The 26,727-nt window shown below is 64.8% G+C and carries 30 protein-coding genes; 8 read left to right on the top strand and 22 right to left on the bottom strand.

The window, feature by feature from the left end; translation table 11 throughout:
• Positions 1-42 precede the first annotated feature (42 nt).
• The 13 genes from HDG34_RS18240 to HDG34_RS18180 form a co-directional block, all read right to left on the bottom strand.
• Complete coding sequence (locus HDG34_RS18240; RefSeq protein ID WP_184061575.1) at positions 43-537, bottom strand: TadE/TadG family type IV pilus assembly protein; 495 nt, start codon at positions 535-537, stop codon at positions 43-45.
• Positions 534-986 carry a TadE/TadG family type IV pilus assembly protein gene (locus HDG34_RS18235; protein WP_184061574.1) on the bottom strand — a complete coding sequence of 151 codons (453 nt, stop codon included), beginning with the start codon at positions 984-986 and terminating at the stop codon, positions 534-536. Before HDG34_RS18235 ends, HDG34_RS18240 begins: the two co-directional genes overlap by 4 nt.
• Positions 987-1,038: 52 nt before the next feature.
• Positions 1,039-2,007 carry a type II secretion system F family protein gene (locus tag HDG34_RS18230; protein ID WP_184061573.1) on the bottom strand — a complete coding sequence of 323 codons (969 nt, stop codon included), beginning with the start codon at positions 2,005-2,007 and terminating at the stop codon, positions 1,039-1,041.
• A gap of 28 nt (positions 2,008-2,035) precedes the next feature.
• Positions 2,036-3,013 carry a type II secretion system F family protein gene (locus HDG34_RS18225; RefSeq protein WP_184061572.1) on the bottom strand — a complete coding sequence of 326 codons (978 nt, stop codon included), beginning with the start codon at positions 3,011-3,013 and terminating at the stop codon, positions 2,036-2,038.
• Positions 3,014-3,065: 52 nt separating this feature from the next.
• Positions 3,066-4,427 (bottom strand): CpaF family protein, encoded by a 1,362-nt coding sequence (locus HDG34_RS18220; RefSeq protein WP_184024443.1) that lies wholly within the window; start codon positions 4,425-4,427, stop codon positions 3,066-3,068.
• Between the two features lie 39 nt (positions 4,428-4,466).
• Positions 4,467-5,678 (bottom strand): AAA family ATPase, encoded by a 1,212-nt coding sequence (locus HDG34_RS18215; RefSeq protein ID WP_184061571.1) that lies wholly within the window; start codon positions 5,676-5,678, stop codon positions 4,467-4,469.
• 68 nt (positions 5,679-5,746) lie between these two features.
• Positions 5,747-6,049 (bottom strand): hypothetical protein, encoded by a 303-nt coding sequence (locus tag HDG34_RS18210; RefSeq protein WP_184061570.1) that lies wholly within the window; start codon positions 6,047-6,049, stop codon positions 5,747-5,749.
• Between the two features lie 21 nt (positions 6,050-6,070).
• Positions 6,071-7,984 (bottom strand): type II and III secretion system protein family protein, encoded by a 1,914-nt coding sequence (locus HDG34_RS18205; protein ID WP_184061569.1) that lies wholly within the window; start codon positions 7,982-7,984, stop codon positions 6,071-6,073.
• 112 nt (positions 7,985-8,096) lie between these two features.
• Complete coding sequence (gene cpaB, locus HDG34_RS18200; protein ID WP_184061568.1) at positions 8,097-8,921, bottom strand: Flp pilus assembly protein CpaB; 825 nt, start codon at positions 8,919-8,921, stop codon at positions 8,097-8,099.
• A gap of 36 nt (positions 8,922-8,957) precedes the next feature.
• Positions 8,958-9,500 (bottom strand): prepilin peptidase, encoded by a 543-nt coding sequence (locus HDG34_RS18195; RefSeq protein ID WP_184061567.1) that lies wholly within the window; start codon positions 9,498-9,500, stop codon positions 8,958-8,960.
• Between the two features lie 30 nt (positions 9,501-9,530).
• The gene (locus tag HDG34_RS18190) at positions 9,531-9,701 is read right to left on the bottom strand and encodes a Flp family type IVb pilin (protein ID WP_184061566.1); all 171 of its coding nucleotides are present in this window, start codon (positions 9,699-9,701) and stop codon (positions 9,531-9,533) included.
• Between the two features lie 68 nt (positions 9,702-9,769).
• Positions 9,770-9,940 carry a Flp family type IVb pilin gene (locus tag HDG34_RS18185; RefSeq protein ID WP_184046198.1) on the bottom strand — a complete coding sequence of 57 codons (171 nt, stop codon included), beginning with the start codon at positions 9,938-9,940 and terminating at the stop codon, positions 9,770-9,772.
• 100 nt (positions 9,941-10,040) lie between these two features.
• Positions 10,041-10,253 (bottom strand): hypothetical protein, encoded by a 213-nt coding sequence (locus HDG34_RS18180; protein ID WP_184061565.1) that lies wholly within the window; start codon positions 10,251-10,253, stop codon positions 10,041-10,043.
• Positions 10,254-10,927: 674 nt separating this feature from the next.
• Here HDG34_RS18180 and HDG34_RS18175 point away from each other — a divergent pair.
• From HDG34_RS18175 to HDG34_RS18160, 4 genes are read left to right on the top strand one after another with little or no spacing between them, the layout of a single operon-like run.
• On the top strand, positions 10,928-12,214 hold the full coding sequence (locus HDG34_RS18175) for a glycosyltransferase family 87 protein (protein WP_184061564.1): 1,287 nt from the start codon (positions 10,928-10,930) through the stop codon (positions 12,212-12,214).
• A gap of 13 nt (positions 12,215-12,227) precedes the next feature.
• Positions 12,228-13,289 (top strand): glycosyltransferase family 2 protein, encoded by a 1,062-nt coding sequence (locus HDG34_RS18170; protein WP_184061563.1) that lies wholly within the window; start codon positions 12,228-12,230, stop codon positions 13,287-13,289.
• Positions 13,290-13,306: 17 nt separating this feature from the next.
• Complete coding sequence (locus tag HDG34_RS18165) at positions 13,307-14,056, top strand: bifunctional 2-polyprenyl-6-hydroxyphenol methylase/3-demethylubiquinol 3-O-methyltransferase UbiG (RefSeq protein ID WP_184061562.1); 750 nt, start codon at positions 13,307-13,309, stop codon at positions 14,054-14,056.
• Positions 14,053-14,427: a GtrA family protein gene (locus tag HDG34_RS18160; RefSeq protein WP_184061561.1), complete on the top strand. Its 375-nt coding sequence runs from the start codon at positions 14,053-14,055 to the stop codon at positions 14,425-14,427. The genes HDG34_RS18165 and HDG34_RS18160 overlap by 4 nt, the downstream gene beginning before the upstream one ends.
• A 23-nt stretch (positions 14,428-14,450) precedes the next feature.
• Here HDG34_RS18160 and HDG34_RS18155 read toward each other — a convergent pair whose 3' ends face one another.
• The 4 genes from HDG34_RS18155 to HDG34_RS18140 all read right to left on the bottom strand — a co-directional run bounded on the left by HDG34_RS18155 (position 14,451) and on the right by HDG34_RS18140 (position 18,679).
• The gene (locus tag HDG34_RS18155; protein WP_184061560.1) at positions 14,451-15,686 is read right to left on the bottom strand and encodes a YbfB/YjiJ family MFS transporter; all 1,236 of its coding nucleotides are present in this window, start codon (positions 15,684-15,686) and stop codon (positions 14,451-14,453) included.
• Positions 15,687-15,764: 78 nt separating this feature from the next.
• Positions 15,765-16,628, bottom strand: coding sequence for a MurR/RpiR family transcriptional regulator (locus HDG34_RS18150; protein WP_184061559.1), 864 nt, complete (start codon positions 16,626-16,628; stop codon positions 15,765-15,767).
• A 94-nt stretch (positions 16,629-16,722) separates the two neighbouring features.
• Complete coding sequence (locus HDG34_RS18145; RefSeq protein ID WP_184024375.1) at positions 16,723-17,805, bottom strand: ABC transporter ATP-binding protein; 1,083 nt, start codon at positions 17,803-17,805, stop codon at positions 16,723-16,725.
• 64 nt (positions 17,806-17,869) lie between these two features.
• Positions 17,870-18,679 (bottom strand): SDR family oxidoreductase, encoded by an 810-nt coding sequence (locus HDG34_RS18140; RefSeq protein ID WP_184061558.1) that lies wholly within the window; start codon positions 18,677-18,679, stop codon positions 17,870-17,872.
• Between the two features lie 318 nt (positions 18,680-18,997).
• Between HDG34_RS18140 and HDG34_RS18135 the strand changes: the two genes are divergently transcribed.
• The 3 genes from HDG34_RS18135 (at position 18,998) to HDG34_RS18125 (ending at position 22,143) form a co-directional block, all read left to right on the top strand.
• Positions 18,998-20,230: an ABC transporter substrate-binding protein gene (locus HDG34_RS18135; RefSeq protein ID WP_184061557.1), complete on the top strand. Its 1,233-nt coding sequence runs from the start codon at positions 18,998-19,000 to the stop codon at positions 20,228-20,230.
• Positions 20,231-20,404: 174 nt separating this feature from the next.
• Positions 20,405-21,295: a carbohydrate ABC transporter permease gene (locus HDG34_RS18130; protein WP_090807639.1), complete on the top strand. Its 891-nt coding sequence runs from the start codon at positions 20,405-20,407 to the stop codon at positions 21,293-21,295.
• Entirely contained in the window at positions 21,292-22,143 is an 852-nt protein-coding gene (locus tag HDG34_RS18125) for a carbohydrate ABC transporter permease (RefSeq protein ID WP_090807642.1), read from the top strand. The genes HDG34_RS18130 and HDG34_RS18125 overlap by 4 nt, the downstream gene beginning before the upstream one ends.
• A gap of 47 nt (positions 22,144-22,190) precedes the next feature.
• Here the strand turns inward: HDG34_RS18125 and HDG34_RS18120 are convergent, their stop codons facing one another.
• Entirely contained in the window at positions 22,191-22,484 is a 294-nt protein-coding gene (locus HDG34_RS18120) for a DUF1330 domain-containing protein (protein ID WP_018423759.1), read from the bottom strand.
• Between the two features lie 272 nt (positions 22,485-22,756).
• Between HDG34_RS18120 and HDG34_RS18115 the strand changes: the two genes are divergently transcribed.
• A complete protein-coding gene (locus HDG34_RS18115; protein WP_184061556.1) occupies positions 22,757-23,908 on the top strand; it encodes a peptidyl-alpha-hydroxyglycine alpha-amidating lyase family protein in 1,152 nt (383 codons plus the stop codon).
• Positions 23,909-23,974: 66 nt separating this feature from the next.
• Here HDG34_RS18115 and HDG34_RS18110 read toward each other — a convergent pair whose 3' ends face one another.
• From HDG34_RS18110 to HDG34_RS18095, 4 genes are all read right to left on the bottom strand, one after another.
• Positions 23,975-24,427, bottom strand: a complete 453-nt coding sequence (locus HDG34_RS18110; RefSeq protein WP_184061555.1) for a hypothetical protein — start codon at positions 24,425-24,427, stop codon at positions 23,975-23,977.
• A gap of 304 nt (positions 24,428-24,731) precedes the next feature.
• On the bottom strand, positions 24,732-25,187 hold the full coding sequence (locus tag HDG34_RS18105) for a hypothetical protein (RefSeq protein ID WP_184061554.1): 456 nt from the start codon (positions 25,185-25,187) through the stop codon (positions 24,732-24,734).
• Positions 25,187-25,945, bottom strand: coding sequence for an SDR family oxidoreductase (locus HDG34_RS18100; RefSeq protein ID WP_184061553.1), 759 nt, complete (start codon positions 25,943-25,945; stop codon positions 25,187-25,189). Before HDG34_RS18100 ends, HDG34_RS18105 begins: the two co-directional genes overlap by 1 nt.
• A gap of 9 nt (positions 25,946-25,954) precedes the next feature.
• Positions 25,955-26,725, bottom strand: a complete 771-nt coding sequence (locus HDG34_RS18095; protein WP_184061552.1) for an SDR family NAD(P)-dependent oxidoreductase — start codon at positions 26,723-26,725, stop codon at positions 25,955-25,957.
• Positions 26,726-26,727 lie beyond the last annotated feature (2 nt).

The raw sequence follows: 26,727 nt of genomic DNA, 5'->3' as shown, positions 1-26,727 counted from the left end.
CCCCTCCCAAACGGTCGCACCGCTTTTGTTATTCATGCGTCGTCATTGCACCCGCTCCACCGCGCTCGCATTGAGCGCGGTCGGCATCATCGCGTACAGACCCGACAGGCTGCCCTTGAACAGCGGCGCGAACGTGTAGGTGACGGTCACGGTCGCCGTGCCGACCGCGCTCGTGCCGCCGGCGCTGCTCAGATCGGCGGCGCAGCTCGAATCGCTGCTGCACGCGACGCCGTTCACCGACGTCGCGATCGACAGATTCGACGTATTCAGAAGCGCCGCCGAGGTGCTTACCTGACCTTGCGTCGCCGAGTACGGTGTGCTGGTGCCGCGTTGCGACGCGAAATAGCGCGCGCCCGACGAGGCCGCATTGACGACCATCACGTAGTTGCCGAGCAGCCAGCCGAACTGCGCGATGCCGAGCAGCACCAGCAGCAGCAGCGGCGCGACCAGCGCAAACTCGACCGCGGCGACGCCCTTCTGTTGCTTGTAACCGATTGGCGGTGTCGTTCTCCGCTTCGGACGAATGGCTGCACTCATTGCACGACCTCCGACATGGTGGCGCTCAAGCTGCGGGGCATGATGCCTTTGAGGTTATCGAGCGTGCCGCCGAAGAGCGGCGCGAACGTATAACCGAGCTGCACCTTCGCCTGCGTACCCGCAGCCGGCGCGGACGTGCTCGACCCCAGTGCGCTGGCGCACGCGCTATCGCTCGTGCAGGACGTGCCGCCGACGCTCATCGAAATCGTCAACGTGCCGTTCAGCGCACCGGTCTGCGAATGAATCGCGGCAGTCGCGTCGGAGTATGGCGATGCGTAACCGCGCTCCGCCGCGAGCTGATGTGCGCCGAGCGAGGCCGCGTTGGTCAGTACCAGATAGTTGTTGATCAGCCAGCCGAACTGCACGATGCCGAAGATCAGCGCAAGCAGCAGCGGCAGCACGAGCGCGAGTTCGACCGCTGCCGCGCCACGTTGTCTCGTGCGTTTCACCGGCTCCCTCCGTTCGTTCCACATGTCGGTCCACCCGCGACGAAGTGCGTGGTCATGCACCACCCGCCATGCTCGGCAGCAGATCGCGATAGATATGAATCATCGCGGGCCCCATCAGCACGACGAGCAGCGCCGGAAAAATGCAGAACATCAACGGAAACAGCAACTTCAGCGCGATCTTCGCGGCCCGCTCCTCGGCGCGCATCCGGCGGCGCGTGCGCAGCGTATCGGACAGCACACGCAGCGACGCGCCGATGCTGGTGCCGAAGCGCTCGGCCTGGATCAGCATCGCGCTGAACGAGTCGATGTCTTCCACACCGGTGCGCAGCGAAAAATTGCGCAGCGCCTTTTCCTTCGAGAAACCTGAACGCATTTCGAGCAGCATCAGTTCGAGCTCGCTCGCGACCACCGCGCTGCGAAGGCGGATTTCCTCGCCGACTTTCATCAGCGACGCATCGAGGCCCAGACCCGCTTCGACACACACGGTCAGCAGATCGAGCGCATCGGGAAAGTCCTCGACGATGCCGCGCTTGCGCGCTGCGATGCGGCGCGACAGCACGACGTTGGGCAGGTAGTAGCCGAGTGCGGCCAGCACGACCAGCACGATCGCGCGTTCGAGCAGCGAATTCGCGAACGACGAGCCGTACAGCGCGAGCATCGCCACGAGCGGCAACGTCAGCGCGAGCGCGGTCTTCGCGGCCAGATAGATCGGCGCGGCGTTGGCCGAGCGCCAGCCGGCGTTCATCAATTGCAGGCGCAGTGCGGATTGCTCCCAGCCGTCCTTCGGCACCGACAGCTTCGAGATCGGCTGCGAAATCTCGACGAGCTTTTCGTACCACGGCGTCTGCGCGGCGGCGGCGAGTTGCTCCGGCGCCGGGACGGCATTCGCGCCGCCCGCCTGCTCGATACGGCGGCTCATGTCGCGCGGCGTGCTTAGATGCATCGCGCCGAACGCGGCCGCGAAAACGATCGCGAATACGCCGGCAAGCAACAGAATCTGCGTGATGTTCAGTGTTTGCATGGTCCTTCTCCGATGAGCTCTCGCCCGCTCAGACGCGAATCTTCACGATGTGCCGCATCCACAGAATGCCGAACAGCATGGCGACGCTCGCCACCGCGATCATCTTGACGCCCGCCTGGTCCTGCCACAGAACGTTCAGGAACCCGGGGTTGATCGCCATCATCGCGGCGCCGACGCCGAACGGCAGCAGGCCGAGCACCCACGCGGACATCTTGCCTTCGGCGGCGAGCACGCGAACCTTGTCGAATAGCTTGAAGCGGTCGCGGATCAGCGCGGTGATGCCGTCGAGCACTTCGGCGAGATTGCCGCCCGTCTCGCGCTGGATCACGACGGCGATCACGAAGTAGCGCAGATCGCGAATCGGCACGCGCGTCGCGAGATTCGTCAGCGCCTCGCTGATCGACACGCCGTAGTTGATCTCGTCGAACACGATGCGGAACTCACCGCTCATCGGCTCGGCGAACTCGGTGCCGACCATATCGATCGCGCTGGTGAACGCATGGCCCGAACGCAACGCGCGAGACAGCATGTCGCAAACGTCCGGCAGTTGCCGTTCGAGTTGACGGATGCGCCGGTTGCGCCGCCGCTGCACGTAGGCGAGCGGCAGCAATGCGGACAGCGCCGCGGCGCCCGCGGTGAAGACCCATGGCATCGCGAGGCTCGCGCCCGCCATCAGCACGAACGGCGGCAACACCGCGCAGGTGCCGACGAGTCGCCCGACCGACCACGATAGCCCCGACTGCTGCAGAAACAGATCGAGCGCGTGCACGCGCGGAATGCGCAGCAGCAGCCGCGTGAGCACCGCCGAGTCGGCCATCGTGCGCGTCTTCAGAATCGAAAGACGCTGCCTGCTCAACGCGCCGCCGGCGGATAGCGCGCGAATCCGCGAATCGACGCGCCGCGCGACCGGGCCGTGCCGGCTGTTCCAATACTCGTAGACGCCGCCCGTCGCGAGCGCCACGGCCGCGAACAGCAGAATGATCGACGCGTAGAAAATCGGGCTCATGCAAGTCTCCTGAAACACCGGGCGAGCGGTCGGTGCGCGTTGTCCATACCCGTCATGTCGTTTCGAAGCGACGCGCCGGATCGTAGACCTGCTCCGAGGGCGCCACGCCGAATGCCTGCAAGCGCTCGGCGAATTGGGGCCGCACGCCGGTCGCGCAGAAATGGCCGCGCACGTTGCCCTTCGTATCGACGCCGGAGCGGCGGAACACGAAGATCTCCTGCATGTTGATCATGTCGCCCTCCATGCCGGTCAGCTCCGAAATGCTGACGATCTTGCGGCGGCCATCGGTCAGACGCGTGGCTTGCACGACCACCGAAATCGCCGACGAAATCTGCTGGCGCATCGTGCGCGTCGGCAGCGACAGGCCGCCGAGCGTCATCATGTTTTCGAGGCGCGTCAGCGCATCGCGCGGTGTGTTCGCGTGGATCGTCGACAGCGAGCCTTCGTGGCCGGTGTTCATCGCGTTCAGCATGTCGAGCGCTTCGGCGCCGCGCACCTCGCCGAGAATGATGCGGTCGGGCCGCATCCGCAGCGCGTTGCGCACCAGCGTGCGCTGCGTGATCTCGCCGCGTCCCTCGATGTTCGGCGAACGCGTCTCCAGCCGCAGCACGTGTTGCTGGCGCAGTTGCAGCTCGGCCGCGTCCTCGATCGTGACGATGCGCTCGTCGCCCGGAATGAAGCCCGACAGCACGTTCAGCAGCGTGGTCTTGCCGCTGCCCGTGCCGCCCGACACGAGGATGTTCACCTTCGCGCGCGCGAGCGCGTCGAGCACTTCGGCCATCGGCGGCGTCAGGCTCTGCAATTCAACCAGGTCGGCAACCTGCAACGGATTGGCGGCGAAACGGCGGATCGACAGCAACGGACCGTCGATCGCACAGGGCCGGATGATCGCGTTCACGCGCGAGCCGTCCGGCAAGCGCGCGTCGACCATCGGGCTCGATTCGTCGATATGGCGGCCGACGCCAGAGACGATCTTCTCGATGACCTTCATCAGATGCGCGTCGTCGTAGAAGGTCACGTCGGTCGCTTCGAGACGGCCACGGCGCTCGACGTACGTATGACGATGCGTATTCACCAGAATGTCGGACACGGTCGGGTCGCGCAGCAGCACTTCGAGCGGACCGAAGCCGAACATTTCGTCGTGCACGTCGCCGACGAGTTGCCGGCGTTCGAGATCGTTGGCAGGCGCCTTCTGATCTTCGAGAATGCGCCCGATCAGCGTCGCGATCTCCTGGCGGACCTGCTCGGGCGGCAGGCGCGACAGCCGTTCGAGCTCGACGCGTTCGAGCACCGCCTGATGAATCTCGCGTTTCAGTTTCTGGTAGGCACCGCGCAACATGCCGGCGCCCGCCGGGTCCTGGCGTTCGCCCAGCGGCTGCACGCGTTGCGCGGAAATCTGCTCACGAAGCGACATGACGTTCCCCTGTTCTGATCGTGTAGCGTTGGAGCACGGTTAAAGCGTTTCGAGTTTCGGCGACGGCTGGCGGCCCAGCAGCCGCCCGAACAGCGACTCGCCCTTCGCGCGCGAACGCCCCGGTTTGGTCGCGCGTGCCGCGATGTTTTCGGCGAGCGCCTGCAGGCTGCGCGCAACCCCGCTGCCGCGCGCGGTCTTCGACACCGGCAGTCCCAGGTTCATCGCATCGGTCACCGTTTCGGCATCCTCGGGGATCACCTGATACGCGCTCATGCCGAGCACGGATTCGAGCGCCGCGCGCGGCCGCTCGCCGTGCCGTGTATAGCGGTTCAGGATCAGCCGCATCTGCTCCTGCGCATAGCCGAGCGAGCAGAGAATCTCCTGCAGCCGGCGGCCGGCCCGCACGTGCGGCATGCTCGCCTGCAGCACGAGATGAATCTGGTCGCTGCGATCGAGCGCGAGCATCGACAGCTGGTTCAGCGTCTGGCCGAGATCGAACAGCACGAAGTCGTAATGCGGCGCGGCGACGCCGAGCAGCCACTCGAGACGGTCTTCCTTGATCTCGGCCGCCTTCACCGGGTCGCCCGCGCCGGCGAGAATATGGAAGCTGTCGCTCACGTGCACGAGGCTCGTGTCGAAGAACGCGGCATCCATGCGTTCGATCTGCGCGCAGATTTGCGGCAGCGTCGACGGCGGCGTCTGGTCGGAGACCAGAAACGCGGCATCCGCGAACTGCTGGTTCAGATCGATCAGCAAAACGCGCTTTTTCTGCGGCAGAGTCGCGATCGCATGCGCGACGTTCGCGGCGATGAAGCTGGTGCCGGCGCCGCCCTTGCACGACACGAACGACAGAATCCGCGTATCGCGCGTGCCGCCTTGCAGGCTCTGCGCCTGCGCGCGTTGCAGCGCGTCGCCGAACTGGCGCGAATCGAGCGGCCAGTTCAGCACGTCGCGAAAGCCCGCGCGCATCGCGGCGATCAGCGTCTGCGGCGATGCGTCGGGAATCAGCAGGATGCAGGTGAGCCGCCCATGCTCGCGATGCAGGCGCTCCACCACCGCGAGCTCTGCGTCCTTCAGCGACGCGGCGTCGACGATCAGCACGTCGAACGCGTCGAGCGTGTCGCCGCGTTCGCCGAGCAGCGACGGCGTGCCCATCGCGCGCGTGATCCGGTAGTCGCCGGCTTCGCCGCTCAGATGCGCGATCTGCGCGAGCCGTGCGCCGTCTTCAGAGAGAGCCAGGATGTTGATCATGATGTTCCCAACCGAGCTGTCGAATTAACCGGCGGACGGCGCGTCCGCCCCATGCGCCGCGTTCGCCATCACTGACTGCCGCCGCTGCTGCCGATACCCATCACGAACGGATTGAACGTCGTGACCGGCGTCTGGAACGACTTGTCGTACTGCTGCTGCGCGGCGACCGCGGCCTTGCCGTCGACGCCCGGTGTGGATGGCGTGTGCTCGCCCGCATGCGGATCGATGATCTGCATCTGCGTCACGGTGCGCACGGCGTCGCCGACGTGTGCGTCCCAGATCGGCGAGCTCGACATGCAGCCGCTCAACGAGCCGCCCAGCATCAGCAGCAACGCCGCGCGGCGCGTGATCAGAAGATGTTCGGATTTCATGAGAGTCTCCTTCGCGGCGCGTTACGGGTTGGGCTGTGCGCCCTTGATCGTCGGGTTGCCTGGGCTCACGGCGTCGGCTTTGGCGAGTGCGGGTTCGGCGTTGGTGTGCGCTCGCGCTGCCGACGCTGCCGTTGCGGTCGTCTTGTCCGCTGGCGGCACCGCCGCCGACGGTGCCGGCCGGTCCGCCTGGGTGTCGGGCGGCAGCAGCGCGGCGGGCGCGGCCGAGCCTTCGGTCGGTGCCGGCGTCGGAACCGGTGCGGGCAACGCGGGTTGCGTTTGCGGTTGCGCGGGCATCTGTGGCGCATTCGGGTTCGCGGCGCCCGCTGCCTGCGCTGCGGGCCGGCGGCCTTCCATGTTGCCGGTCGCGTAGACCGTGCCGTCGGATACACCGGTGAAGCTATCGGTCGGCAGCGGATAGTCGCCCGCCGGCATCGGCTTCACCAGATGCACGGTGACGATGAAGATCAGCTCCGTGCGATCCTGCTGGAACGACGTGCTGCGAAACAGCGCACCGAGCACCGGCACTTCGCCGATGCCGGGCAACGCCTTCAGCGAGCCGGTGATGTTGTTCTGGATCAACCCGCCGATCGCGAAGGTCTCGCCGTCGTTCATCTGCACCGTCGTCGACGCGCGCCGCGTCGTGATCAGCGGCAGCACCGTGGTGTTGCTCGTGCCGCTCGCCGACACGGTGACGCCGGTCGGCGACAGTTCCGATACTTCCGGCGCGACCTTCAGATTCACGCGGCTGCCCGCGAGCACGGTCGGCGTGAATTTGAGGCCGACGCCGAACTCTTCTTCCTGCAGCGTGATCGTCGAGCCGCCCGTGCCGTTGCTTTGCGGCACCGGAATGAAGACCCGGCCGCCCGCGAGGAACGACGCTTCCTGGCCGCTCAGCGTGACGAGGTTCGGCTCCGCGAGAATCTTGCCGAGGCTGTCGCTCTTCTGCGCGTCGACGGCGATATTGAACGGCCTGTTGTTCGCCTTGCTCACCGCGATACCACTGCTGACACCGGCGAGCAGGCTGCTCACGAGCGCTCCGGTCCACGAACCGAAGCCGCCCTGGATGTTGACCGCCGCGCCCAACTGATTGAGCAACGTCTTCGACACCTCGGCGACCTTTACTTCGAGCATCACTTGCTGCGGCGAATCGACCGTCATCATGTTGATGACTTCGGAACCCTTGCTAACACTCGAGCTTTGCTGCGAGATCGTACCGCCGTTACCAAAGCTCGCGGTGCTCGCCTGGTCTTGCTGGGTGGGCTGCGCGCCCGTGTACGCGCCGGCGATGCTCATCGCCTGCTGCGCAGCCTGCCCGCTCGACACGCGGCCCGCGAGCACGAGATTGCCGGCCGCGCTCGACACGCGAATGCCGCGCTCGTTCGGCAGCAATTGCGCGAGTGTGCGTTGCAGCCCTTCGGCATCGACGCCGACGCTCACGTCGATGATCTGGCATGCGCCGCTGCGGCCCTGCACAATCATGTTCGTGGTGCCGACGCTCATGCCGACCACGTACAGCGTGCGCTGCGACACGAGCGTCGCCTGCGCGACGACCGGATTGCCGAGCGTACGGTTGCGCGCGGCCTCGACGAGCGGCACCAGAATCGACTTGCCGACTGCCACCGACACGCTCGATTCGTCGCGAATCTCGCCTGTGCAGTTCGGCCCGGTCAGCTGCGCGGGGGCGACCATCCTGCCGCTCGTCGCGCCGCTCGGCATCGGCGTGTTGCTGACCAGCATCGGCACGGCGCCCCGGCCGATCGGCAGCGGCGCTGTCTGCGCACCCCAGCCCGGCGGCACGTGCGCGGCGGCCATCGTTTGTGCCGCGCTGTCGTGCGCGGCCGTCAATCCGGCGCATAGCGCGGCGGCGAGCACCGTGCCGCCGAGCGAGCGGCAATGCTTGCCGCCACCGGATGAGAACCGTTGTTGTGTTTTCATGTTGCTGCCCCCGTCGCTCGATAGGTGTGAACCGAGACGTCTTTTGATTGCCTTCTGATTCAGATCGCGACGCCTGACGTGAACTCGCGCAAACCCGCGCGCCGCGACCGCGCTAGAAACATTCGACGCTGCCCGTCACCCCCGACAGCACGCCGACGCAATCGCGCCTGGGCGCCGGACGCGCCGCATAGTGCGTGCGCACCGGATGCACATCGGGCGCCGCCGGCGCCGAAGCCGGCACGTCGAGCAAGGTCAGCTTGGTCGCGCCGCCGGTGCTCGGGGTCTGCTTGTCCACCTGATTGCGCAGCACCAGCGACAGCGTGCCGACGCTGCGCGCGAGGTCGAGCTTCTCGGCCTGCTCGGGCGTCACCTCGAGCGTCACCGCGTTGACCACTTTCGGCGCGGTGTCGTCGCGGCTGACCTGCTGCGCGACTGCCAGCACGAGGATCTTTTCGAGCACGATCTTCGAGATGCTTTGCGGCGTGTCGGTCTTGTTCGTCTGCTGCGTATTGACGATCACGTCGACGTAGTTGCCCGGCAGCGCGAAGCCCGCGACGCCGACCACGTCGTTCACGCGCACGGTGATCGCGCGATTGCCTTCACCAATCACCGCTGACAAGCCACCTTTCGTGCCCTGCGGCGCGAGCTTCGATTCGAGCACCGGCTCGCCGGGCGCGAGACTCGTCAGCAGCACGCGCCCTTCAAGCGCCTTGCCGTCGGCGAACGCACCGGGCGGCACGCTCGAAGTCGGCCAACTGACCATGTGGATCAGGTTCTGGTTCAGCGGCTGGCCGAGGCTGACCTCCGACGACGCCACCGCAACCGACGTCACCGCGCCCGCCGACGTCTGCAGCAGCCAGCGCGACGCGAAACTCACGGCCGCGAGGCCCGCCAGCACGGCGATCGTCAGCATCACTAAAGCCCGACTGTTTTTCATGGCAACACTCCCGCATCGTTCAGTGGAAACGTCCGGCTATAGCGCGGCCGCGAACAGCATTCCGAGGGTTCCGGCCGCGATCGCGACGCCGTAGGGAATCGACCCGACCGATCCGGAGCGCGCATCGATCAGGTTTGGCTGTCCGAGCGGCGCGACGACGAGGCCGCCGAGCAGTTGCCGCAGATTCGCGAGCACGCGCGCGAAGCGGCCGCGACGCAGCACGATCAGCAGAGACCAGATCCCGCCGAGCAGAAAAGTGGCGAGCGCGATCCGCCAGGTCAGCGCGGGGCCGACCCACGCGCCGATCATCATCAGCAGCTTCACGTCGCCGGCGGCCATGCCGCCAAGCAGATAGAACGGCAACAGCAAAGCGAGGCCGCACGCCGCGCCGATCAACCAGTCGAGCGCGCCGGCGAGCGGCCCGTGAATCGACATCTGCACGGCAAGCGCGACGGCGAGTCCGAGTGAGATCAGGCGATTCGGAATGCGCCGCGCGCTCATGTCCGTGCTCGCGGCCACGATCACCAGCACGATCACGCACAGCGGTACAGGATGTGGCGGCAGAGGTGGCAGCGTCATGATGACCTCGTCAAGGATGATTGAGCCGCGTCAGACCGAGGCCGCGAGATTGTTGAAGATCGTGCTGAGGTTGGTGCCGAGCGTGGTCGCGCCGCCGATGATCAGCAGTGCAATCAGGCCGGCGAGCAGGCCGTATTCGATGGCGGTCACACCGTCCTCGTCGTGAATGAAACGTGCTGCGCGAGCAATCAGGTTCTTCATGACAGACCTCCTTTTTCCAGTGGGAAGGGGACGGACGAATCGCGAGGTTCGTCCGTCGACTCGAGGACTCAGACCGAGGCCGCGAGGTTGTTGAAAATCGTCTGCAGATGCGTGCCGAGCAATGTCGCGCCGCTGATGATCAACAGCGAGATCAGGCCGGCGAGCAGCCCATATTCGATGGCGGTCACGCCGTCTTCGTCACGAACGAAACGGGCTGCGGCAGCGATGATGTTCTTCATGATTCGACTCCTCTGGAAGACTAACTAATGGAACCCGTTACCAGGATTGGCGTGGGCGATGGGACTGCGGGTACTGCAGCGAAATGCGGGAAGCTGCTGGCTAGTTTCGCCGCCCGATCAGCGTCGCGCGGTGTTTGATCCGCATGGTCGCAACGCTGGGCGACACGAACTGGAGGAAACGGGGAAAGTGAAGCGGCAGCTGCCGGGCGAGCCGCAGCATCGCGGCCGCGTGCCGCTGGCGCAGCATGGCCGCACGATGTGCGCCGCACACGGGCCTGGTATCGCCGCGCAGTCGCGTGATCTTGTTGTGCATACATCCCCCGTCTTTCGTGATTCTTTTCTTGGCGTCGGCTCGAGGCCGGCATCCGCTAGTCAGTCGACGTTGGCTCCCTCTCTCGCCATGGTGTGCTGCCTGTTCAGGTCCGCAGCATCGTGTCGTCGACTTCCGCGCACTCCCTATTGCAAGGACGGGACCAGCTTTGCGGAAACAGCGTAACGACGCGGGTTCGAGCCGACTGGCCCCCAGCCTCGCGCCGTATTCGCGTCCGAAATGTCCGAATGCGCAACGTTTTGCCTGACCCGCCGAACACTTCGCGGATCGCGTAATGCCACGCCGGGCAAGGCTCGGCATTTTTTTCCCAGGACTTTCCCTACTCCAGTAAAAAAGAAATTCCATCGAAAAATCGCCGTTCCCGAAGGGCGCGCCGGTCCAAAGCGTCTCATCGGCAAGACGGCTTGGTGCGTTGGCGCACACAAAGCTGGCCGTTTGGCCCGCTTTTTGGCGGAGTCGGCAGTGCGCGGCGCGCGGCCAGAAAAACGCGAGCTTGAAAGTCGCATCAATTTCCGCCAACAATGGGCTGACCGGTTCAGCGCAACGACACGGTTTTTAATTCGATGTCACGCGCCGACACATACAAGACGGAACCTATAAACAGAACGAACGGCGGGTCGATAGACCCGATCCGGATCACGCGGGGGGCGGGGATCATGTACGCATCACAACTACGCATGCGCAGCGGCGACAGCGAGATTCACGGCTGGCTTACGCCCGAGCGCATCGTCTTCTACTGCTGTGGGATGTGCGTGCTGTACGTGGGGATCATCGCGTTGTGGGCCTATGCGAGCCACGGCTTCACCGACCCGCGGCTCACGCGTCCCGGTGAGGATTTTTCGATTTTCTGGTCGGCCTCGTATGGACTGCTGCACGGTTCGGCCATGCAGATCTATGACCACGCGTCGTTCGACAAGCTACAGCGCGCGCTATTCACGAACGTGAGCCACGACAGCGTGATGCCCTGGCTTTATCCGCCGACGTTCCTCGTGCTGATCGCGCCGCTCGCGCTGTTACCGCGGCTCATCATGTACTTCGTGTTCGTCGGCGGCGGCATCGTGCTGCTCAGCGCGGGCACGCTGCGCGTGTCGGGCCTTGCCGACAGCTTCAGGGGCTCGCGCTTCGCATGGTTCGTCGTCGCGGCCTCGCCGTGCGTGTTCGTGCCAGCCATCTTCGGCCAGAACTCGCTGCTGACCGCCGGCATCGCCGCGCTCACGCTGCATTGGCTGCGCCGGCATCCGGTACGCGCGGGGCTGTGCCTCGGTCTGCTCGCGATCAAGCCGCAGATGGCCGTGCTGTTTCCGCTCGTGCTGATTGCCGCACGCGCATGGCGCACACTGGCGGCCGCCGCGTTCAGCGCGGCGCTGTTCGGCGCGTTCAGCGTGCTGATATGCGGCGTGCAATCGGTGCGGCTCTTCTTCGTCAACACCGGCATTGCGCGTGAGACGCTGCTCGAGCAATGCCGTGGCTACTGGCTCGCGTCGCCGACCGCGTTCGCGGTGCTGCGCGAGGGCGGTGCGCCGATCGCCGCGGCCTTTGCGGCCCAGGCCTGCGTCGGACTCATCGCCGCGGCAGCCGCATGGCAGGTGTGGCGAAACACGCGCGACACGCGGCTGCGCGCGGCGAGTCTCGTCGTCGCCACGCTGCTGACGAACCCCTACGTGTGGCACTACGAACTGGCGTGGCTCGGCATCGCGACGGCCTGCCTGACCGCGCTCGGCATCGACAAAGGCTGGCTGCGCGGCGAGCAGAGTGTGATTGCGCTCGCGTGGCTGCTGCCGGTCTATGAATTTTTCAACCGCACGGCCGAGTTGCCGCAGATCGGCCCGATCGTTCTGCTGCTGATGCTGCTGATGGTCGTGCGCCGCGTGCGCGTGGGGGACGAAGAACGCGGCGAGCGCACCACCCTCGCCTATTCGCACGCGGTTCGAATCATTCGATAAACGGGGAAGCGTCATGCCAATTCATACAAGCACGCCACTGATCTCACTCGTCGTGCCGTTCTACAACGAGCAGGACGCGGTGGAACGCTTCTTCGCGGCGGTAGTGCCGGTGCTGGAATCGATCGACGGCACGCGCTTCGAGATCGTCTGCATCAACGACGGCAGCAGCGACGCGACGCTCGATCGGCTGATCGCGCAGAGCGGCCGCGACCGGCGCATTCGCGTGATCGACCTGACGCGCAACTTCGGCAAGGAAGCGGCGCTGACCGCCGGCATCGACGAAGCGTTCGGCGATGCGGTGATTCCGATCGACGCGGACCTGCAGGACCCGCCGAGCCTGATCCCGGTGATGGTCGAGCATTGGCTCGCGGGCGCCGAAGTGGTTGCGGCCAAACGCACGAACCGCCTGTGCGATACGTTCGCCAAACGCACGGCGGCCGCGCTCTACTATCGCGTGCACAACGCGCTGTCCGAAGTGAAGCTGCCGGAGAATGTCGGCGACTTCAGGCTGATCGATCGGCAGGTCGTCAACGCGCTGCGCAGCCTGCCGGAGCGCCGTCGCTTCATGAAAGGCCTGTTCGCGTGGGTCGGCTACCGCACCGTGATCGTCGAATACGAACGCGAGCCGCGCAGTGCCGGTCACTCGAAGTTCTCCGGCTGGCGGCTGTGGAACTTCGCCCTCGAAGGCATCACGAGCTTCAGCACGGTACCGTTGCGCAGCTGGACTTATATCGGACTGTCGATCGCGACACTCGCGTTCTTCTACGGCGGGTTCGTCATCGGCCGCACGCTGTGGTCGGGCAATCCGGTGCCCGGTTACGCGTCCACGATCTCGGTGATGCTGTTCATGGGCGGCATCGAGCTGATCGGCATCGGCGTGATCGGCGAATACGTCGGCCGCATTTACTACGAGTCGAAGGAACGGCCCGTTTATCTGGTGCGGCGTCGCTATCAGGCGAAGAGCAAGGTCAGCATGTTGCCCGGCGTGCGTCAGGATGCGCGCGCGGCGCACGTGGCGCGCGTCGAACTGACACGCAGGCGTGCCGCGCCGCGGTTTCGCGTAGTCGGCCACTGAAAGCGGAGGAGTCCACTATGTCTCCCGATGCCTACCTCGAAATGGCCGAGACCGAAGCCGGGCACTGGTGGTTTCGCGCGCGGCGCGACGTGCTGCGCACGCTGCTCGAACGGCTCGCGTTACCGCGTCGCGCACGCGTGCTCGAAGTGGGCTCCGGCACCGGCGGCAACCTCGACATGCTGGCCGGCTTCGGCGCCGTCAGCGGCCTCGAGATGGACCCGACCGCTCGGGCGCTGAGCGCGCGCAAGACCGGCAACCAGTTCGACATCCGCGCGGGCCACTGCCCCGACGACGTGCCGTTCAACGGCGAACGCTTCGACCTGATCTGTTTCTTCGACTGCCTCGAACATATCGCCGACGACGCCGGCTCGCTCGCGCGCATGCGCGACCTGCTGACGCCGGGAGGCCGCATCATCGTGACGGTGCCAGCCGGACAAAGTCTCTGGAGTGCGCACGATGTTTTCCTGCACCACTACCGCCGCTATAGCCGCGGCTCGCTGATGCGCTGCGCGGCCGTGGCCGGCTACGAAGTCGAACGCATCAGCTATTTCAACACGCTGCTGTATCCGGTCGCGGTGGCCGCGCGCTGGGCCGACCGGCTGCTGCGTCGCAAGCATTCCAGCGGCGACGCGATCCCGCCGTGGCTGCTCAACGCGGCGCTGTACCGCGTCTTCAGCGCCGAGCGCCACTGGCTCGCGCATGCGCCGCTGCCTTATGGCGTATCGCTGTTCGCGATCCTGCGCAAGCGCGAGGGAGCGTCGCGATGATGCCGGTCGAACGGGTCAGGCTGATGCGCTTTGGCGCGAGCGGCGTCATCGCGACCGGCCTGCATGTATGCATTGCGCTGACGCTGATCGCGGACGCCGGCATGTCGCCGCCGTGGGCCAACGCGATCGCGTTCACCTGGGCGACGGCGGCCTCTTATCTGTTGAACACGTTCTGGAGTTTTTCTGCGCTGCCTGCGTTGCTGAACGCTGGGCGGTTCGTGGTCGTGTCGCTGGGCGGCCTGACGTCGACCGCGCTCGTAGCGCACCTGACGCAGCTTGCGGGCGGGCCGCCCGCGCTCGGTATCGCGCTAGTCGTGTGCGTGGTGCCGCCGCTCACGTTCGTCGCGCATCGGTGCTGGACGTATCGCTGAATACGAAGCACGCACAAGGCGACTCACGGCGCGCGCAACGCCTTCTGACACGCTGCGAGTACCGCGCCGGCCGCCAGCAGCAGCGCCGAATACACGAGCCCGCGCGCGAGCCCGGCGCCATCCGACACCCAGCCGATCACGACCGGCCCGACGATCTGCCCGAACGCGAACACGATCGTGAAGGCGCTGATGCCCTTCGCCCAGTGGCTCGCGGGCAGATTGTGGCGCACGAACGCGGTCGTCGACGCGACCGCCGACAGGAACGTCGCGCCGAACAGCGCGCCCGAAACGAACGCGACCCACGGCTGCGTGAAGAGCGCGGGCAGCAGCGTCGCGATCGCCAGCAGCGCGTTGAGCAGGGCGAGCGCCTGGCCCCCGCGCATGCGATCGAGCAGCGTCGACCAGATGCGCGCCGACACCACGGTCGCCGCGCCGAGCAGTAGATAGAAACCGGTGACGACCGCCGCGCTCATGCCGGCGTTGCGCAGCAGCGCGACGATGAACGTCATGTAGCCGATATAGCCGACGCCGAACAGTCCGTAGCCCGCGAGCGCGGCCGCGAAGTGCGGCCAGCCCGGGGCAGGGGTGGCGCCGGCCGCATGCGCCGCAGCCGCCGCGCTCGAGTACGCGCGCTCGATCCTGCGCGCCGCGCCGATCGCGACCGCGGCGAACACCGCGCAGGCCGCCGCGAGCGCGATCCACGCGAATTGCCAGCCGTGGGCGGCATCAAGGATCGCCACCGGCACCAGCACCGACGATGCGACGATCCCCCAGCCGGTGCCGCCGTAATACAGACCGAGCACGAGTCCCGCGTCGCGCGGTCGCGCCGACGCGAGCCGCGCCGCAAGCACGCCGCCGCCGATGAAGATCGCCGCGCTGCTCGCACCGGTGATCACGCGCAGCGTCAGCAGCGCATGCGTGCTGGCGGTGAGGCCGCTGCCGGCCATCAGCAGCGCGGTCAGCACGCAACCGGCCGCGAACAGCGCGCCGGCCGACCAGCGGCGCGCGAGGCGCGGAAACACGAGCGCGCCGAGCAGATAGCCGAGCGCGTTGGCGGTGTTCATCGCGCCGGCCTGCGCGAAGCTCCAGCCGAGGTCGAGTTTCATCGACGGCAACAGCAGCGCGTACGCGAAGCGCGCGAAGCCGAGCGCTGACGCGCTGCCGAGCGATAGCGCGGCGGCCAGCAGCAGGGTCGGCACACGTTCGGCGGTGGTCGTTGATGGCGCGTGCGATGCGGTGTCGGCGGAACGGGAGGACATGGGCGGACGGACGTAAACGGGAACGCTGCGAGCCGATTCTACCTGGAGCGACGACGAAAGTCGCGGAATGTGCGCGCCTTACCCGCCCGCCCCTTCCGGCTCATGCGGCATGAGCCGCGCCTTCGCGTGGCGCATCTTTTCCAGCGTCCCGGGCCCGGCCTTCAGCGCGACGCCGATCGCGAGCGCATCCATGATGCACAGATGCACGAGCCGCGACACGCCCGGCGTGTTCGGATCGATCGGGCTCGCCACGCGCAGCAGCAGCGGAATATCGACGAGCCATGCGAGTCGCGAGCCGACGTTGGTCAGCGCGATCGTCGTCGCGCCGCGCTCCTTCGCGATCTGGATGCTTTCATTCACTTCGACGCTGCGCCCCGAATGCGAGATCGCAAACGCGACGTCGCCCGGCTCCATCAAACCCGCGTATAGACGCTGCAAATGACCATCGGTAAACGCGGCCGCCGCGATGTCGATGCGCAAAAAACGCAGCGCCGCGTCCTGCGCGACGAGCCCCGAGCCTGAGCCCACGCCGAAGAAAAACACGCGCCGGGCGCTCGAAAGCGCCGCGATCGCGCTTTCGACCACGGCAGGATCGAGCGCGCCGCGCGCATGCGTGATGCCGTCGATCGCCGCTTCGCCGACCTTGTCCATCAAGGTCTGCACGTCGTCGTCGCGCGCGACCGCGGTCGATGCATACGGCAGCCCGCCCGCGACGCTCTGCGCGAGCTGCATCTTGAAGTCGCGCAGACCGTGCGCACCGATCGCGCGGCAAAAACGCGTGACGGAAGGCTCGGATACTTCGGCGCGCTGCGCGAGTTCGGTGATGCTCGCGCGCATCGCGAAGTCGACGTCGGCGAGCACCATGTCGGCGACCTTGCGCTCGGCGGGCCGCAGACTCGCGAGTGCGTTGCGGATGTGGGGAATCAAGTTCGGTGCGGACACCCGGTGTTCCTTAGGGGCTGTTTCATATGGATCCGCGTCGCTCGCAGCTTGTTCGGCTTGAATCGGCCTGATCAAAGTTCAAGCCGCACGCGGTTCAGACCAGCCTGCGTCCACTCTCCGTATCGAACAGATGGATGTGTTCGGCCGGCAGACGCAGCGCGACACGCTGACCGGGCTCGATCTTCGAGCGCTCGCGCGTGGTCACGCACCACGAAGCGCCGCCTATTTTCCCGTACAGGTGCGTTTCGGCGCCAGTTGGCTCGATCACTTCGACGTCGAGCGCGGCATCCGGTATCTGCGTCGTGATCTCGATGTGCTCGGGCCGCACGCCGAGCGTGGCCTTCGCACCGACCACGGCCGACGCAGGCGTGCGTTCGAGCGCGACCTCGCTGCCGTCCGCGAGCTTCAACGCGAGGCCCGCACCCTGCGTGCGATTGACGATCACGCCCTCGGCGAAATTCATCGACGGCGAGCCGAGGAAGCTCGCGACGAACAGATTCGCCGGCCGGTCATAGAGTTCGAGCGGACGGCCGATCTGCTCGATACGTCCCGCGTTCATCACGACGATGCGATCGGCCATCGTCATCGCTTCGATCTGGTCGTGGGTGACGTAGATCACCGTGTTCTTCAGGCGCTGATGCAGGGCCTTGATTTCGGTGCGCATCTGCACGCGCAGCTTTGCGTCGAGATTCGACAGCGGTTCGTCGAACAGGAACAGCGACGGCTCGCGCACCACCGCGCGGCCCATCGCCACGCGTTGCCGTTGACCGCCCGACAATGCGCGCGGCAAGCGGTCCAGATAGTCACTGAGGTTCAGCATCTTCGCGGCCGCATCGATGCGCGGCTTGAATTTCTCCGAGGATTCCTTGCGGATTCTCGGACCGAACGCGATGTTTTCATACACCGACAGATGCGGATACAGCGCGTAGCTCTGGAACACCATCGAGATGTTGCGCTGCTGCGGCGCGAGCGTATTCGCGCGCGTGCCGCCGATCATCAGATCGCCGCCGCTGATTTCCTCGAGCCCGGCCACCATCCGCATCAGCGTGCTCTTGCCGCAGCCCGACGGACCGACCAGCACGACGAACTCGCCGTCGTCGATGTCGAGATCGATGCCGTGCACGACCTGGGTGTCGCCATAGCGTTTGAAGATGCCGCTCAGTTGCACTGCTGCCATGCTGTCCTCATTGTCTTGCTGTGTGTTGTATTGCCGATGCCGTAGTGCACGCGCCGCGCGCGGCTCAGAACGACTCGAGCGTCAGCTCCTGCGCCATCAGGCGGTTGCCCGCCATCAAGCCGCCGTCGACCGGCAACGCGACGCCGGTGATCACGCGCGCTTGCGGCGATGCGAGGAACAGCACCGCATCGGCGATGTCGTCGGGCGTCGCGAAGTCGCGCAACGGGTACCACTTCTTCAGCTCCTCGAACACCTGCGGATTCTTGTCGACACGCGCCTGCCACGCCTGCGTCTTCACAGTGCCCGGACACACGATGTTCGCGCGAATGCCAAAGCGGCCCAGCTCGAGCGCGAGCGCCTTCGTATAGCTGATCAGGCCGGCCTTCGCGGCGCTATATGCCGGATGACCGAGCGCGGCGAGACCGTTCACCGAGCCGATCAGCACGAGCGCGCCGCGCTGCCGTTCGATCATCGACACGCGCACCGCCTCCACCGTGTGATACGTGCCGTTCAGATTCAGATGGATGTCGCGCTGCCAGCTTGCGGCGTCGGTAGTCGCGAGCGACGCGCCGAGCGCCGCGCCCGCGTTCGCGACCAGCACGTCGACCGGTCCACGCTGCGCGACCGCCGCGGCCACCGCGTGCTGCACCGCAGCGGCGTCGCCGAGATCGACCGCGACCGGCACGACCCGGTCCGCGCCCTGTTGCGCGCCCTGTTGCGCGCCCCGTTGCGCGCCGAGTCGCGCGCTCAACGATTGGAGCGCGGTCGCGTCGATGTCGAGTGCGAGCACGGTGTCACCCGCCTCGACGAAGCGCTCGCATAACACGCTGCCAATACCGCCGCATGCGCCCGTTACCAATACGACACGATCCATGTGTTCCTCGCTCGTTGGCCTGGCCGTTTCGGCCGTCTTGCCGGCGCCGTCCGCCACCCGGCTCGCGCTACGCGTAACGCTGTAAATTTCCTACATATCCGGCCCGCGACGACTACTGTCATCCCGAAGAGTGGGTTTCCCATCCCGTCGCGCCGTGCAGAATACCCCATGCTTTACAGCATCTTATGCACAAAACAGCCCGAGAAAAAATATCGCAGACCCTACGTGACAAGCTATTTTGCGTCATGTAGGATTTTTTCAAACAATTTACCCAAGGCGGCCGGCGACGGCAGCAAACCACCCACAGGAGAGAGAAAAATGTCGTTGCATGCCCGTGCTTCCCTCGCGCTAGGCAAAGTCGCCGTGGCGCTCGCGTTTGCAGGTATCGCCGTCTCGGCCCATGCCGAGACGGTCCGCGTGACGGTCGCTCACTACAGCGACGCGACCGCGCCGTACTTCGAGAAAATGGCCCGCAACTTCGAGAAGGCCAATCCCGGCACGACCATCAAGATCGAAGACGTGAACTGGGACACGCTGCAACAGAAGCTGCAAACGGACATCTCCGGCGGCGCCAACGCGGACCTCGCGATCGTCGGCACGCGCTGGCTCCTCGACTTCGTGAAGGACGATGTCGCCGAGCCGCTCGACGGTTATATGGACGCGAACTTCAAGGCACGCTTCATCGGTCCGTTCCTCGCGCCTGGCCAGATCAACGGCAAGACCTACGGGCTTCCGATCGCCGCTTCCGCCCGCGCGCTGTACTACAACAAGGATCTGCTCGCGAAGGTCGGCTACCCCGACGGCCCGAAGACCTGGAACGAGGTGATCGATGCATCGAAGAAGCTGAAGGCGCAAGGCATCGCCGGCTTCGGTCTGCAAGGCAAGGAAATCGAAACCGACGTCTACTTTTACTACGCGCTGTGGACGATGGGCGGAGAAGTGGTCGGCAAGGACGGCAAGGCCGCGTTCAATTCGCCGGCGGGCGTGAAGGCCGCGACGATGTACAAGCAGATGATCGACCAGGGTCTCACGCAACCGGGCGTCACCGGCTATAGCCGCGAAGACGTGCAGAACCTGTTCAAGCAGGGCCGCGTCGCGATGGTGATCTCCGCGCCGTTCCTCGCCAAGCAGATCAAGAAGGAAGCGCCGAACCTGAAGTACGGTATCGATCCGTTGCCGATGGGCACGACGCACGCCACCTACGCGGTCACCGACTCGATCGTGATGTTCAAGAACTCGAAGGTGAAGAAGACCGCGTGGAAATTCCTCGACTATCTGTTCACGAAGGAACCGCGCGTCGAGTTCACGACGACCGAAGGCTTCCTGCCGACCACGAAGGCCGAAGCGGCGGACCCGGCGTTCAACGATCCGGACATCAAGGCATTCGTCGCGCTGCTGCCCACGGCTCACTTCGCGCCGACCGTGACCGGCTGGGAAGACACCGCGAAAGCCGTGACCGACGCGATGCAGGCGATCTACCTGAACAAGGCGCAACCGGCGGAAGCGTTGAATGCGGCCGCTGCGCAGGCGAACAAGTCGCTCGGTCACTGATACGCGGCTTTTGACAGTAACGAGACGAACAGGGGACGCGCGGCGCCGTAGCTAAAGCGCCGCGCGTTGCGCCACGCCACTCCCACATTCGAGCCTATGCAGCACGATGCACCCTCCGGCCCATTCCGTCGTGCCCGCCGCCAGAGAGCGGGCGCGTCTTACGATCGAGCACGCATGAGCCGTTCCGTTTCTTCGCGCGCGCAGGCGCCCTGGTTGCTGATCGCGCCGAGCCTCGTGCTCGCGCTGTTCATCATCAGCTATCCGATTTTCAACATCGTGTGGCAATCGCTGCATGAGGTATCGCGCTTCGGCGCGATCCGCGACTTCACCGGCGCGCAGAACTTCATCAACGTGTTTCAGGACCCGGTGTTTCTCGATTCGGTACGCCGCACGATCATCTGGACCGTGTGCGTGGTGGGCGGCACGGTGCTGATCTCGGTACCTGTCGCACTGATTCTGAATCAGGACTTTCACGGTCGCGGCGTGGCACGCACGATCGTGATGCTGCCGTGGTCCGTCTCTTTGACGATGACCGCCGTCGTCTGGCGCTGGGCCTTCAACGACGACTACGGCATGGTCAATGTCACGCTGCAGCGGCTCGGCCTGATCGGCGGGCCGATTCACTGGCTCGCGACGCCCGAGTTCGCGTTCCCCGTCGAAATCGCGGTCGGCATTCTAGTGTCGATTCCGTTTACGGTGACGATTTTTCTTGGCGGCCTGTCTTCGGTGCCAAGCGATATCTACGAAGCCGCGCGTATCGACGGCGCGAGCGCCTGGCAGCAGTTCCGTCAATTGACGATGCCGCTGCTGCGCCCGTTCATCAACATGGCGATCCTGCTGAACGTGATCTACGTGTTCAACTCGTTTCCGATCATCTGGGTGATGACGCAAGGCGGCCCCGACAACAGCACGCACATCCTCGTCACCTACCTGTACGAACTCGGCTTCCGGCTCGGACGGCCCGGCGAAGCGGCCGCCGTTTCGCTGATCATGCTCGTGATGCTGTTCGTGTTCTCGATCGCTTATCTGCGTCTGCAACGCGCGAAAGAAGGAGTGCCATCATGAGTCTGAGCGCGAAGACGAAACGCTCGCTGTGGTGCTGGATCGCGCTGACGCCGCTCGTGATCGTCATACTGTTTCCGTTCGCGGTGATGTTCTTCACCGCGGTCAAACCGGCCTCGGAGATCTTCGTCTATCCGGCGCGCTGGCTGCCGGTGCAGTGGCAGTGGCGCAATTTCATCGACATGTGGGACGCGGCCAACTTCGGCGTCGCGCTGCGCAACAGCACGATCATCAGTTTCCTGTCCACCGCGCTCGCACTCGCGGTGTGCCTGCCCGCCGCTTACGCGCTCGCGCGCTTCCCGTTTCGCGGACGCGGCCTGTATCGGCAGTTCCTGCTCGTCACGCAGATGCTGTCGCCGATCCTGCTGGTGGTCGGCCTATTCCGGCTCGCGGCGATGATTCCGTGGGGCGACGGCAACCTGGTCGATTCGAGGATCGGCGTGATCGTGTCGTACGCGGCGTTCAATATCGCGTTCGCGGTGTGGATGCTGTCGTCGTACTTTCAGACCGTGCCGCAGGATCTCGAGGAATCCGCGTGGCTCGAAGGCTGCAGCCGCACGCGCGCGGTGTTCAAGGTGTTTCTGCCGCTCGCGGTGCCGGCGATCGTCGTGACCGCCATCTTCACGTTCATCAATGCGTGGAACGAGTTCGCGGTCGTCTATACGCTGATCCGCTCGCCGGAAAACAAGACGCTGACCGTGCAGGTGACCGATATGGTCGCGGGCAAGTACGTGGTCGAATGGCATCTGGTGATGGCCGCGACCTTGTGCGCGACGTTGCCGGTTTCGATCGTGTTTGCGTGGTTGCAGCGTTATATGGTGAAGGGGCTCGCGCTCGGCGCGGTGAAGTGAGTGACTGCGCGGCGCGTGCCGCGCAGTGTTCGCTTGCGGGTCGCGCGTCAGTCGGTGCCGCGCACGATGCGCAGATCGCGTTCGACGCCATCGCCCAATGCGGCCAGCGCCTTCTTGTACTCCTCGCTTTCGTAAGCGGCGACGGCCGCCTCGTACGTCGGGAACTCGATCACGACCGTGCGCTCCTTGAGGCCCTGCTCGCGCGCCTCGTCCGCCACGCCTCGCACGAGGAACTTGCCGCCCGCCGCCGCCACCGCGGCAGGGGCCAGTTGCGCGTATGCGGCCAGTTTCTGCGGATCGTTCGTCTTGCGGTACGACGATACCCAATAACCTTTGCTCATTCGAATCTCCTTGTGTGATGGACCAACGCGGGACTAAAGCGGACCTAAGCAGTCGCGGTCTTACATAGTAGCAAAGCGGGCTGGCTCGCGACGCCGAGCGGTACCGCGCCGCCGCGCGCCGCGACCTGGACAGCATCTGCCACCACCAGCACGTGATCGCGCATAACGGGAAGTGTCTCTTTCAGCATCGCCAAAACGATTTAGCCATTAAACGTTTTGTGCACTAGGCTTGCCTTTGCACACTTCAAGCGATGGACCAAAGGAGACAACGAATGAGCGAGCGATACGAGTCGTTTTGTGCATGCTGCGGCGGTCCCGACCACCGGGCGATGAGCCGTCGGACTTTCATGAGCCTGCTTGTGGGTAGCGCCGCCGGACTCGCCATGCCGCCGGCGTTCGCCGCGGACACACCCGCCGTGCCCACGATTGCTTATGACTCGATTGCCAACCCCGTACGTTTGCCGAACGACAGGTACTTCGGTGAATGCTCGGGCGTCGCGCTCAATTCGCATGGCCATATCTTCGTGCTGTCGCGCGGCAACACCAGCGGCCCCGCATATGGCGCGGCCGCCGCGCAACTGCTCGAGTTCGCGCCCGATGGACGCTTCGTGCGCGAGATCGGCCACAACCTGTATGCGTGGTCGTTCGCGCACACGGCGAAGGTGGACCGGCACGACAACATCTGGGTCACCGACAAGGGCTCGGACATGGTGATCAAGTTTACGCCGGAAGGACGCGTCGCGATGGTGTTCGGCCGCAAGCAGGAAGCATCGGACGAGGAGACCGCGCCGCTCAAGCATCCGAATCCGCCGCTGCCCTCCGAACCCGGACGCTTTCGCCAGGTGACCGACGTCGCGTGGGACAAGGCGGGCAACACCTATATCAGCGACGGATACATCAACTCGCGCGTCGCGAAGGTCGATCGCGACGGCAACTGGCTGAAGTCATGGGGCGATCGCGGCACGGGACCGGGGCAGTTCCATACGCCGCATAGCATCGCGGTGGATGCGCACGACCACGTTTATGTGGCCGATCGCAGCAACCGGCGCATCCAGGTGTTCGATACCGAGGGCACGTTCCTGCGCCAGTTCACGATCGACGTACCGGTGCCCCCGGACGCGCACCCCGCGATCGGCAACATGCCGAGCGAAGCGGACCTCGCCGCGGGCACGTTCGCGCCGGGCTCGCCCTGGGCGATCTGCATCTCGCCTGGACCGAATCAGGTGCTCTATAGCGCCGACGCGTTTCCGGGCCGCATCTACAAGATGACGCTCGACGGCAAAGTGCTCGGCGTACTAGGCAAAGCGGGCAAACAGCCGAAGCAGTTCGGCTGGATTCACGAGATGGCGTGTCCTTCGGAAAACGTATTATTCGTTGCCGAGTTGCTGAACTGGCGTATTCAGAAACTGGTTTTGCATGCGTGATGGACGAGGGCCGCCGCATTCGTCTGTGATGCGGACGCGGACCGGCCCTGTCGATGTCAAGCCGTCTCAGTCGTAACGACGATGCTTGTGATGGTGCTTGCCCGATTGGTAGCCGCGCGAGTGGTCGTTGGCATACGAGTTCGAGCGCGAGATGTTGCCGCCGAGCGCCGAACCCGCGCCGCCGCCGAGCGCGGCGCCGACCAGGCCGCCGGTGCGGCCGCCCATCGCGTTGCCGGCCGCGGTTCCCGCGCCGCCACCGAGCGCGCCGCCAATGATCGCGCCGGTACGTTCGTGACGATTCGACGTGACCGCGCCGCCCGCCCCGCCGCCCACCGCGCCGCCGATCACCGCGCCGGTGCTGCCGCCCACCGCGCCGCCGACTGCCGCGCCAGCGACGCCACCGAGCGCGCCACCGAGCGCGCCACCGAGCATGTTGTTCATATCACCGGCGAGTGCCGGCAACGACGCCGCGGCGCTCAATGCAGCCACGGCAACCATCTGGATGATTTTCTTCGACATATCGGGTCTTTGTTTTAGTGAGACGGCGCCGAGTATAGCGGGGCTTTCGAAAGGCCTTTGTAACCACGACAGTCCGTGGCGGTAAGACGTGTAACAAAATGAATGGGCCGTTGCGCTTGCGGTGAGCGTGAAAGAATGGCCGACCGCCGTCAGACATTCTCGAACCGATCCGTACCCGTGAAGCCCATGCGGATGAGTTGGGCGTGCCAGCATTATCGCTGGCTCCGCCCCCCTCAAACCACTCATCCGGCTGTCTTCGGTTCGCGTCCACCTCTGACTGACAGAAACCACAAAGTCAGGCCCATCATTTGCCTTGTGGGCCAACGACAGAACCGTCGGGGGATCCAATACGGGCTCCGCCTTTTGAGCCGGACGACGCCAGCCACTCAAGAACGCCTATGACGAGGAGCACGGCCGAAATAACCAGGAGCAGCGGTGTGCCACCTTCGAATACGGCCCAAATCTGACATAACACAAGGGCAAATCGCAGCCCTGCGTCCATCCTGCCAATTTCGGGCGTCGGGGTCTTCAGCTTGGCCAAAGCCCAAACCACAACAAAGCAGCCAGCCAGGTTGAAGAAAAAGACTGACGTCGGATCAAGCGGCGCAAATTGCGTATGAAAGCCAAGAGCGGCGTCCAACGCGTGCAGCTTATCCAATACGACCGGAACGACTGGCGGGAAGACCAGAACAGCCGTGGCAATGAGATCATAAATGGCACCAATGCGCACGATACGGGCGGAAGAAGAACAGATGTTCATCAGCTTTCTCTCTGTTGATTGTAGATTTCGGATAACCGCGGCAGCAATTCGCGAATCTCATAAAATTCGCCCCATGTCAGATTTAGACTGGGTGCCACCTCCAACACATCGATAATGGCGCGCGCTCGCTCGTCAGCAGTGACGACATAGCCGGGTGTCGAAGCGCGTTGCTTGAGTGCGTGCAATTCAGAAAGGTCGGCCCCGACGCCAGATGTCATCGTGGAATATGCATCGGTACCCACATTGCACAGCCCCAATGGCAAGAACTCGATGTCGGGATTCTCCAATTGATAAATTTTTATCAGCGCATTTAATGCCGCCTTGGAAGTGGCATAGCTGACCATCCCGGCACGCGGCCTTTTGCCCGAGACAGAGGCGGAAGCGACTGCACGTCTCGGACGCCAGCCGAGGTTCAAGCAGGCATCCAGGGTGGCCTTGACCGCAGCGACGTTGATTCGAATCACATCAAGGAATTGGTGCGTATCAACCCGCTCCGCCCGGGCCGGCGGTTCGCCAAACGTGCCGGCATTCAGAAACAGGGTATCCAGTTGCTGTCCGCCCACCTGTCGATGCAAATCTGCGACAGCGTCTTTCACATGGTCGAAGTCAGTGAGATCCGCGGTGACAAAATGCAAACCGGGCTGGGCAAGCGGAGCCACACGAGCGATACCACATACCTGGTAGCCACGCGCTAGATAGGCCCGGGATAGCGCAGCGCCGATACCGCGGCTAACTCCTGTGATGAGGACCGTTTTCATATCTCTCCGTCAGAACTTGCCGCTACTGTAACCACCGTCGACATAAAGCACGGTCCCGGTTATGTACGACGATCGCGGGCTGAGCAGAAAAAGTATCGCCTCCGCTATCTCCTTCGGGTCGGCCATGCGTTTCATCGCCGTTACCGCCAACTTCCGTTGAGTAGCGTCAGGATTCGCCGCAAGCCGCTCGGCCGTGTTCATGCCCCCAACCGTCGGACCTGGAGCGACTGCGTTGACCCGCACCGCATGGCGGCCATCGCGATCCGTAGCATTTTCAATAGCGGCGACTTGAGTCAGGCAATTAAGCGCCGCCTTGCTCACCGAGTAAGCCGCTTGATCAGCAACCGCGAGCACACCCGCGCAGGAAGTCACGTTGACAATTGAACTGCCCGGTTGACGACCCATCAATTGCAACTCGCGCTTGAGGCTATGTGCGGTTCCAGTCAGATTGACGTCCAACACCGTTTTCCAGGCTCGCAGATCCAGCTCCAGCACTGGCGCGCGCGGAGCGGTAACGCCCGCATTATTGACTGCGAAATGGAGTGTGCCTTCCTCGACTTCAATGCGCTTGAAGAGCGCATCGACTTCGTCTTCCTTGCTAACGTCACATTGAACAAAACGAGCACGGCCCTTCAGCGCCCGTTCCGCGGCCATACCACGCTCAGTATCTCGCCCGGTCAGCGTGAGCCGCGCACCTGCCCGGACGAGATCCTGAGCGAGTGTAAAGCCAATGCCATGCGTTCCCCCGGTCACGAGGCCAAACTTTCCCTGAAAGCTCATAT

It is taken from the genome of Paraburkholderia sp. HC6.4b (assembly GCF_014200875.1).
Taxonomy (GTDB): Bacteria; Pseudomonadota; Gammaproteobacteria; order Burkholderiales; family Burkholderiaceae; genus Paraburkholderia; species Paraburkholderia tuberum.
Note: the sequence above shows the minus strand (reverse complement) of the source record. Positions and strands in the feature narration are given on the sequence as shown.

Excerpts from the sequence above, each read along its gene's own strand:
- HDG34_RS18185 (WP_184046198.1), bottom strand. The coding sequence starts at position 9,940 with ATGAAGAACATCATCGCTGCCGCAGCCCGTTTCGTTCGTGACGAAGAC.
- cpaB (WP_184061568.1), bottom strand. The coding sequence starts at position 8,921 with ATGAAAAACAGTCGGGCTTTAGTGATGCTGACGATCGCCGTGCTGGCG.
- HDG34_RS18160 (WP_184061561.1), top strand. The coding sequence starts at position 14,053 with ATGATGCCGGTCGAACGGGTCAGGCTGATGCGCTTTGGCGCGAGCGGC.
- HDG34_RS18155 (WP_184061560.1), bottom strand. The coding sequence starts at position 15,686 with ATGTCCTCCCGTTCCGCCGACACCGCATCGCACGCGCCATCAACGACC.
- HDG34_RS18210 (WP_184061570.1), bottom strand. The coding sequence starts at position 6,049 with ATGAAATCCGAACATCTTCTGATCACGCGCCGCGCGGCGTTGCTGCTG.
- HDG34_RS18100 (WP_184061553.1), bottom strand. The coding sequence starts at position 25,945 with ATGAAAACGGTCCTCATCACAGGAGTTAGCCGCGGTATCGGCGCTGCG.
- HDG34_RS18220 (WP_184024443.1), bottom strand. The coding sequence starts at position 4,427 with ATGTCGCTTCGTGAGCAGATTTCCGCGCAACGCGTGCAGCCGCTGGGC.
- HDG34_RS18180 (WP_184061565.1), bottom strand. The coding sequence starts at position 10,253 with ATGCACAACAAGATCACGCGACTGCGCGGCGATACCAGGCCCGTGTGC.
- HDG34_RS18120 (WP_018423759.1), bottom strand. The coding sequence starts at position 22,484 with ATGAGCAAAGGTTATTGGGTATCGTCGTACCGCAAGACGAACGATCCG.
- HDG34_RS18175 (WP_184061564.1), top strand. The coding sequence starts at position 10,928 with ATGTACGCATCACAACTACGCATGCGCAGCGGCGACAGCGAGATTCAC.
- HDG34_RS18115 (WP_184061556.1), top strand. The coding sequence starts at position 22,757 with ATGAGCGAGCGATACGAGTCGTTTTGTGCATGCTGCGGCGGTCCCGAC.
- HDG34_RS18195 (WP_184061567.1), bottom strand. The coding sequence starts at position 9,500 with ATGACGCTGCCACCTCTGCCGCCACATCCTGTACCGCTGTGCGTGATC.
- HDG34_RS18095 (WP_184061552.1), bottom strand. The coding sequence starts at position 26,725 with ATGAGCTTTCAGGGAAAGTTTGGCCTCGTGACCGGGGGAACGCATGGC.
- HDG34_RS18190 (WP_184061566.1), bottom strand. The coding sequence starts at position 9,701 with ATGAAGAACCTGATTGCTCGCGCAGCACGTTTCATTCACGACGAGGAC.
- HDG34_RS18170 (WP_184061563.1), top strand. The coding sequence starts at position 12,228 with ATGCCAATTCATACAAGCACGCCACTGATCTCACTCGTCGTGCCGTTC.
- HDG34_RS18145 (WP_184024375.1), bottom strand. The coding sequence starts at position 17,805 with ATGGCAGCAGTGCAACTGAGCGGCATCTTCAAACGCTATGGCGACACC.
- HDG34_RS18110 (WP_184061555.1), bottom strand. The coding sequence starts at position 24,427 with ATGTCGAAGAAAATCATCCAGATGGTTGCCGTGGCTGCATTGAGCGCC.
- HDG34_RS18140 (WP_184061558.1), bottom strand. The coding sequence starts at position 18,679 with ATGGATCGTGTCGTATTGGTAACGGGCGCATGCGGCGGTATTGGCAGC.
- HDG34_RS18230 (WP_184061573.1), bottom strand. The coding sequence starts at position 2,007 with ATGCAAACACTGAACATCACGCAGATTCTGTTGCTTGCCGGCGTATTC.
- HDG34_RS18165 (WP_184061562.1), top strand. The coding sequence starts at position 13,307 with ATGTCTCCCGATGCCTACCTCGAAATGGCCGAGACCGAAGCCGGGCAC.
- HDG34_RS18105 (WP_184061554.1), bottom strand. The coding sequence starts at position 25,187 with ATGAACATCTGTTCTTCTTCCGCCCGTATCGTGCGCATTGGTGCCATT.
- HDG34_RS18225 (WP_184061572.1), bottom strand. The coding sequence starts at position 3,013 with ATGAGCCCGATTTTCTACGCGTCGATCATTCTGCTGTTCGCGGCCGTG.
- HDG34_RS18125 (WP_090807642.1), top strand. The coding sequence starts at position 21,292 with ATGAGTCTGAGCGCGAAGACGAAACGCTCGCTGTGGTGCTGGATCGCG.
- HDG34_RS18215 (WP_184061571.1), bottom strand. The coding sequence starts at position 5,678 with ATGATCAACATCCTGGCTCTCTCTGAAGACGGCGCACGGCTCGCGCAG.
- HDG34_RS18135 (WP_184061557.1), top strand. The coding sequence starts at position 18,998 with ATGTCGTTGCATGCCCGTGCTTCCCTCGCGCTAGGCAAAGTCGCCGTG.
- HDG34_RS18205 (WP_184061569.1), bottom strand. The coding sequence starts at position 7,984 with ATGAAAACACAACAACGGTTCTCATCCGGTGGCGGCAAGCATTGCCGC.
- HDG34_RS18130 (WP_090807639.1), top strand. The coding sequence starts at position 20,405 with ATGAGCCGTTCCGTTTCTTCGCGCGCGCAGGCGCCCTGGTTGCTGATC.
- HDG34_RS18240 (WP_184061575.1), bottom strand. The coding sequence starts at position 537 with ATGAGTGCAGCCATTCGTCCGAAGCGGAGAACGACACCGCCAATCGGT.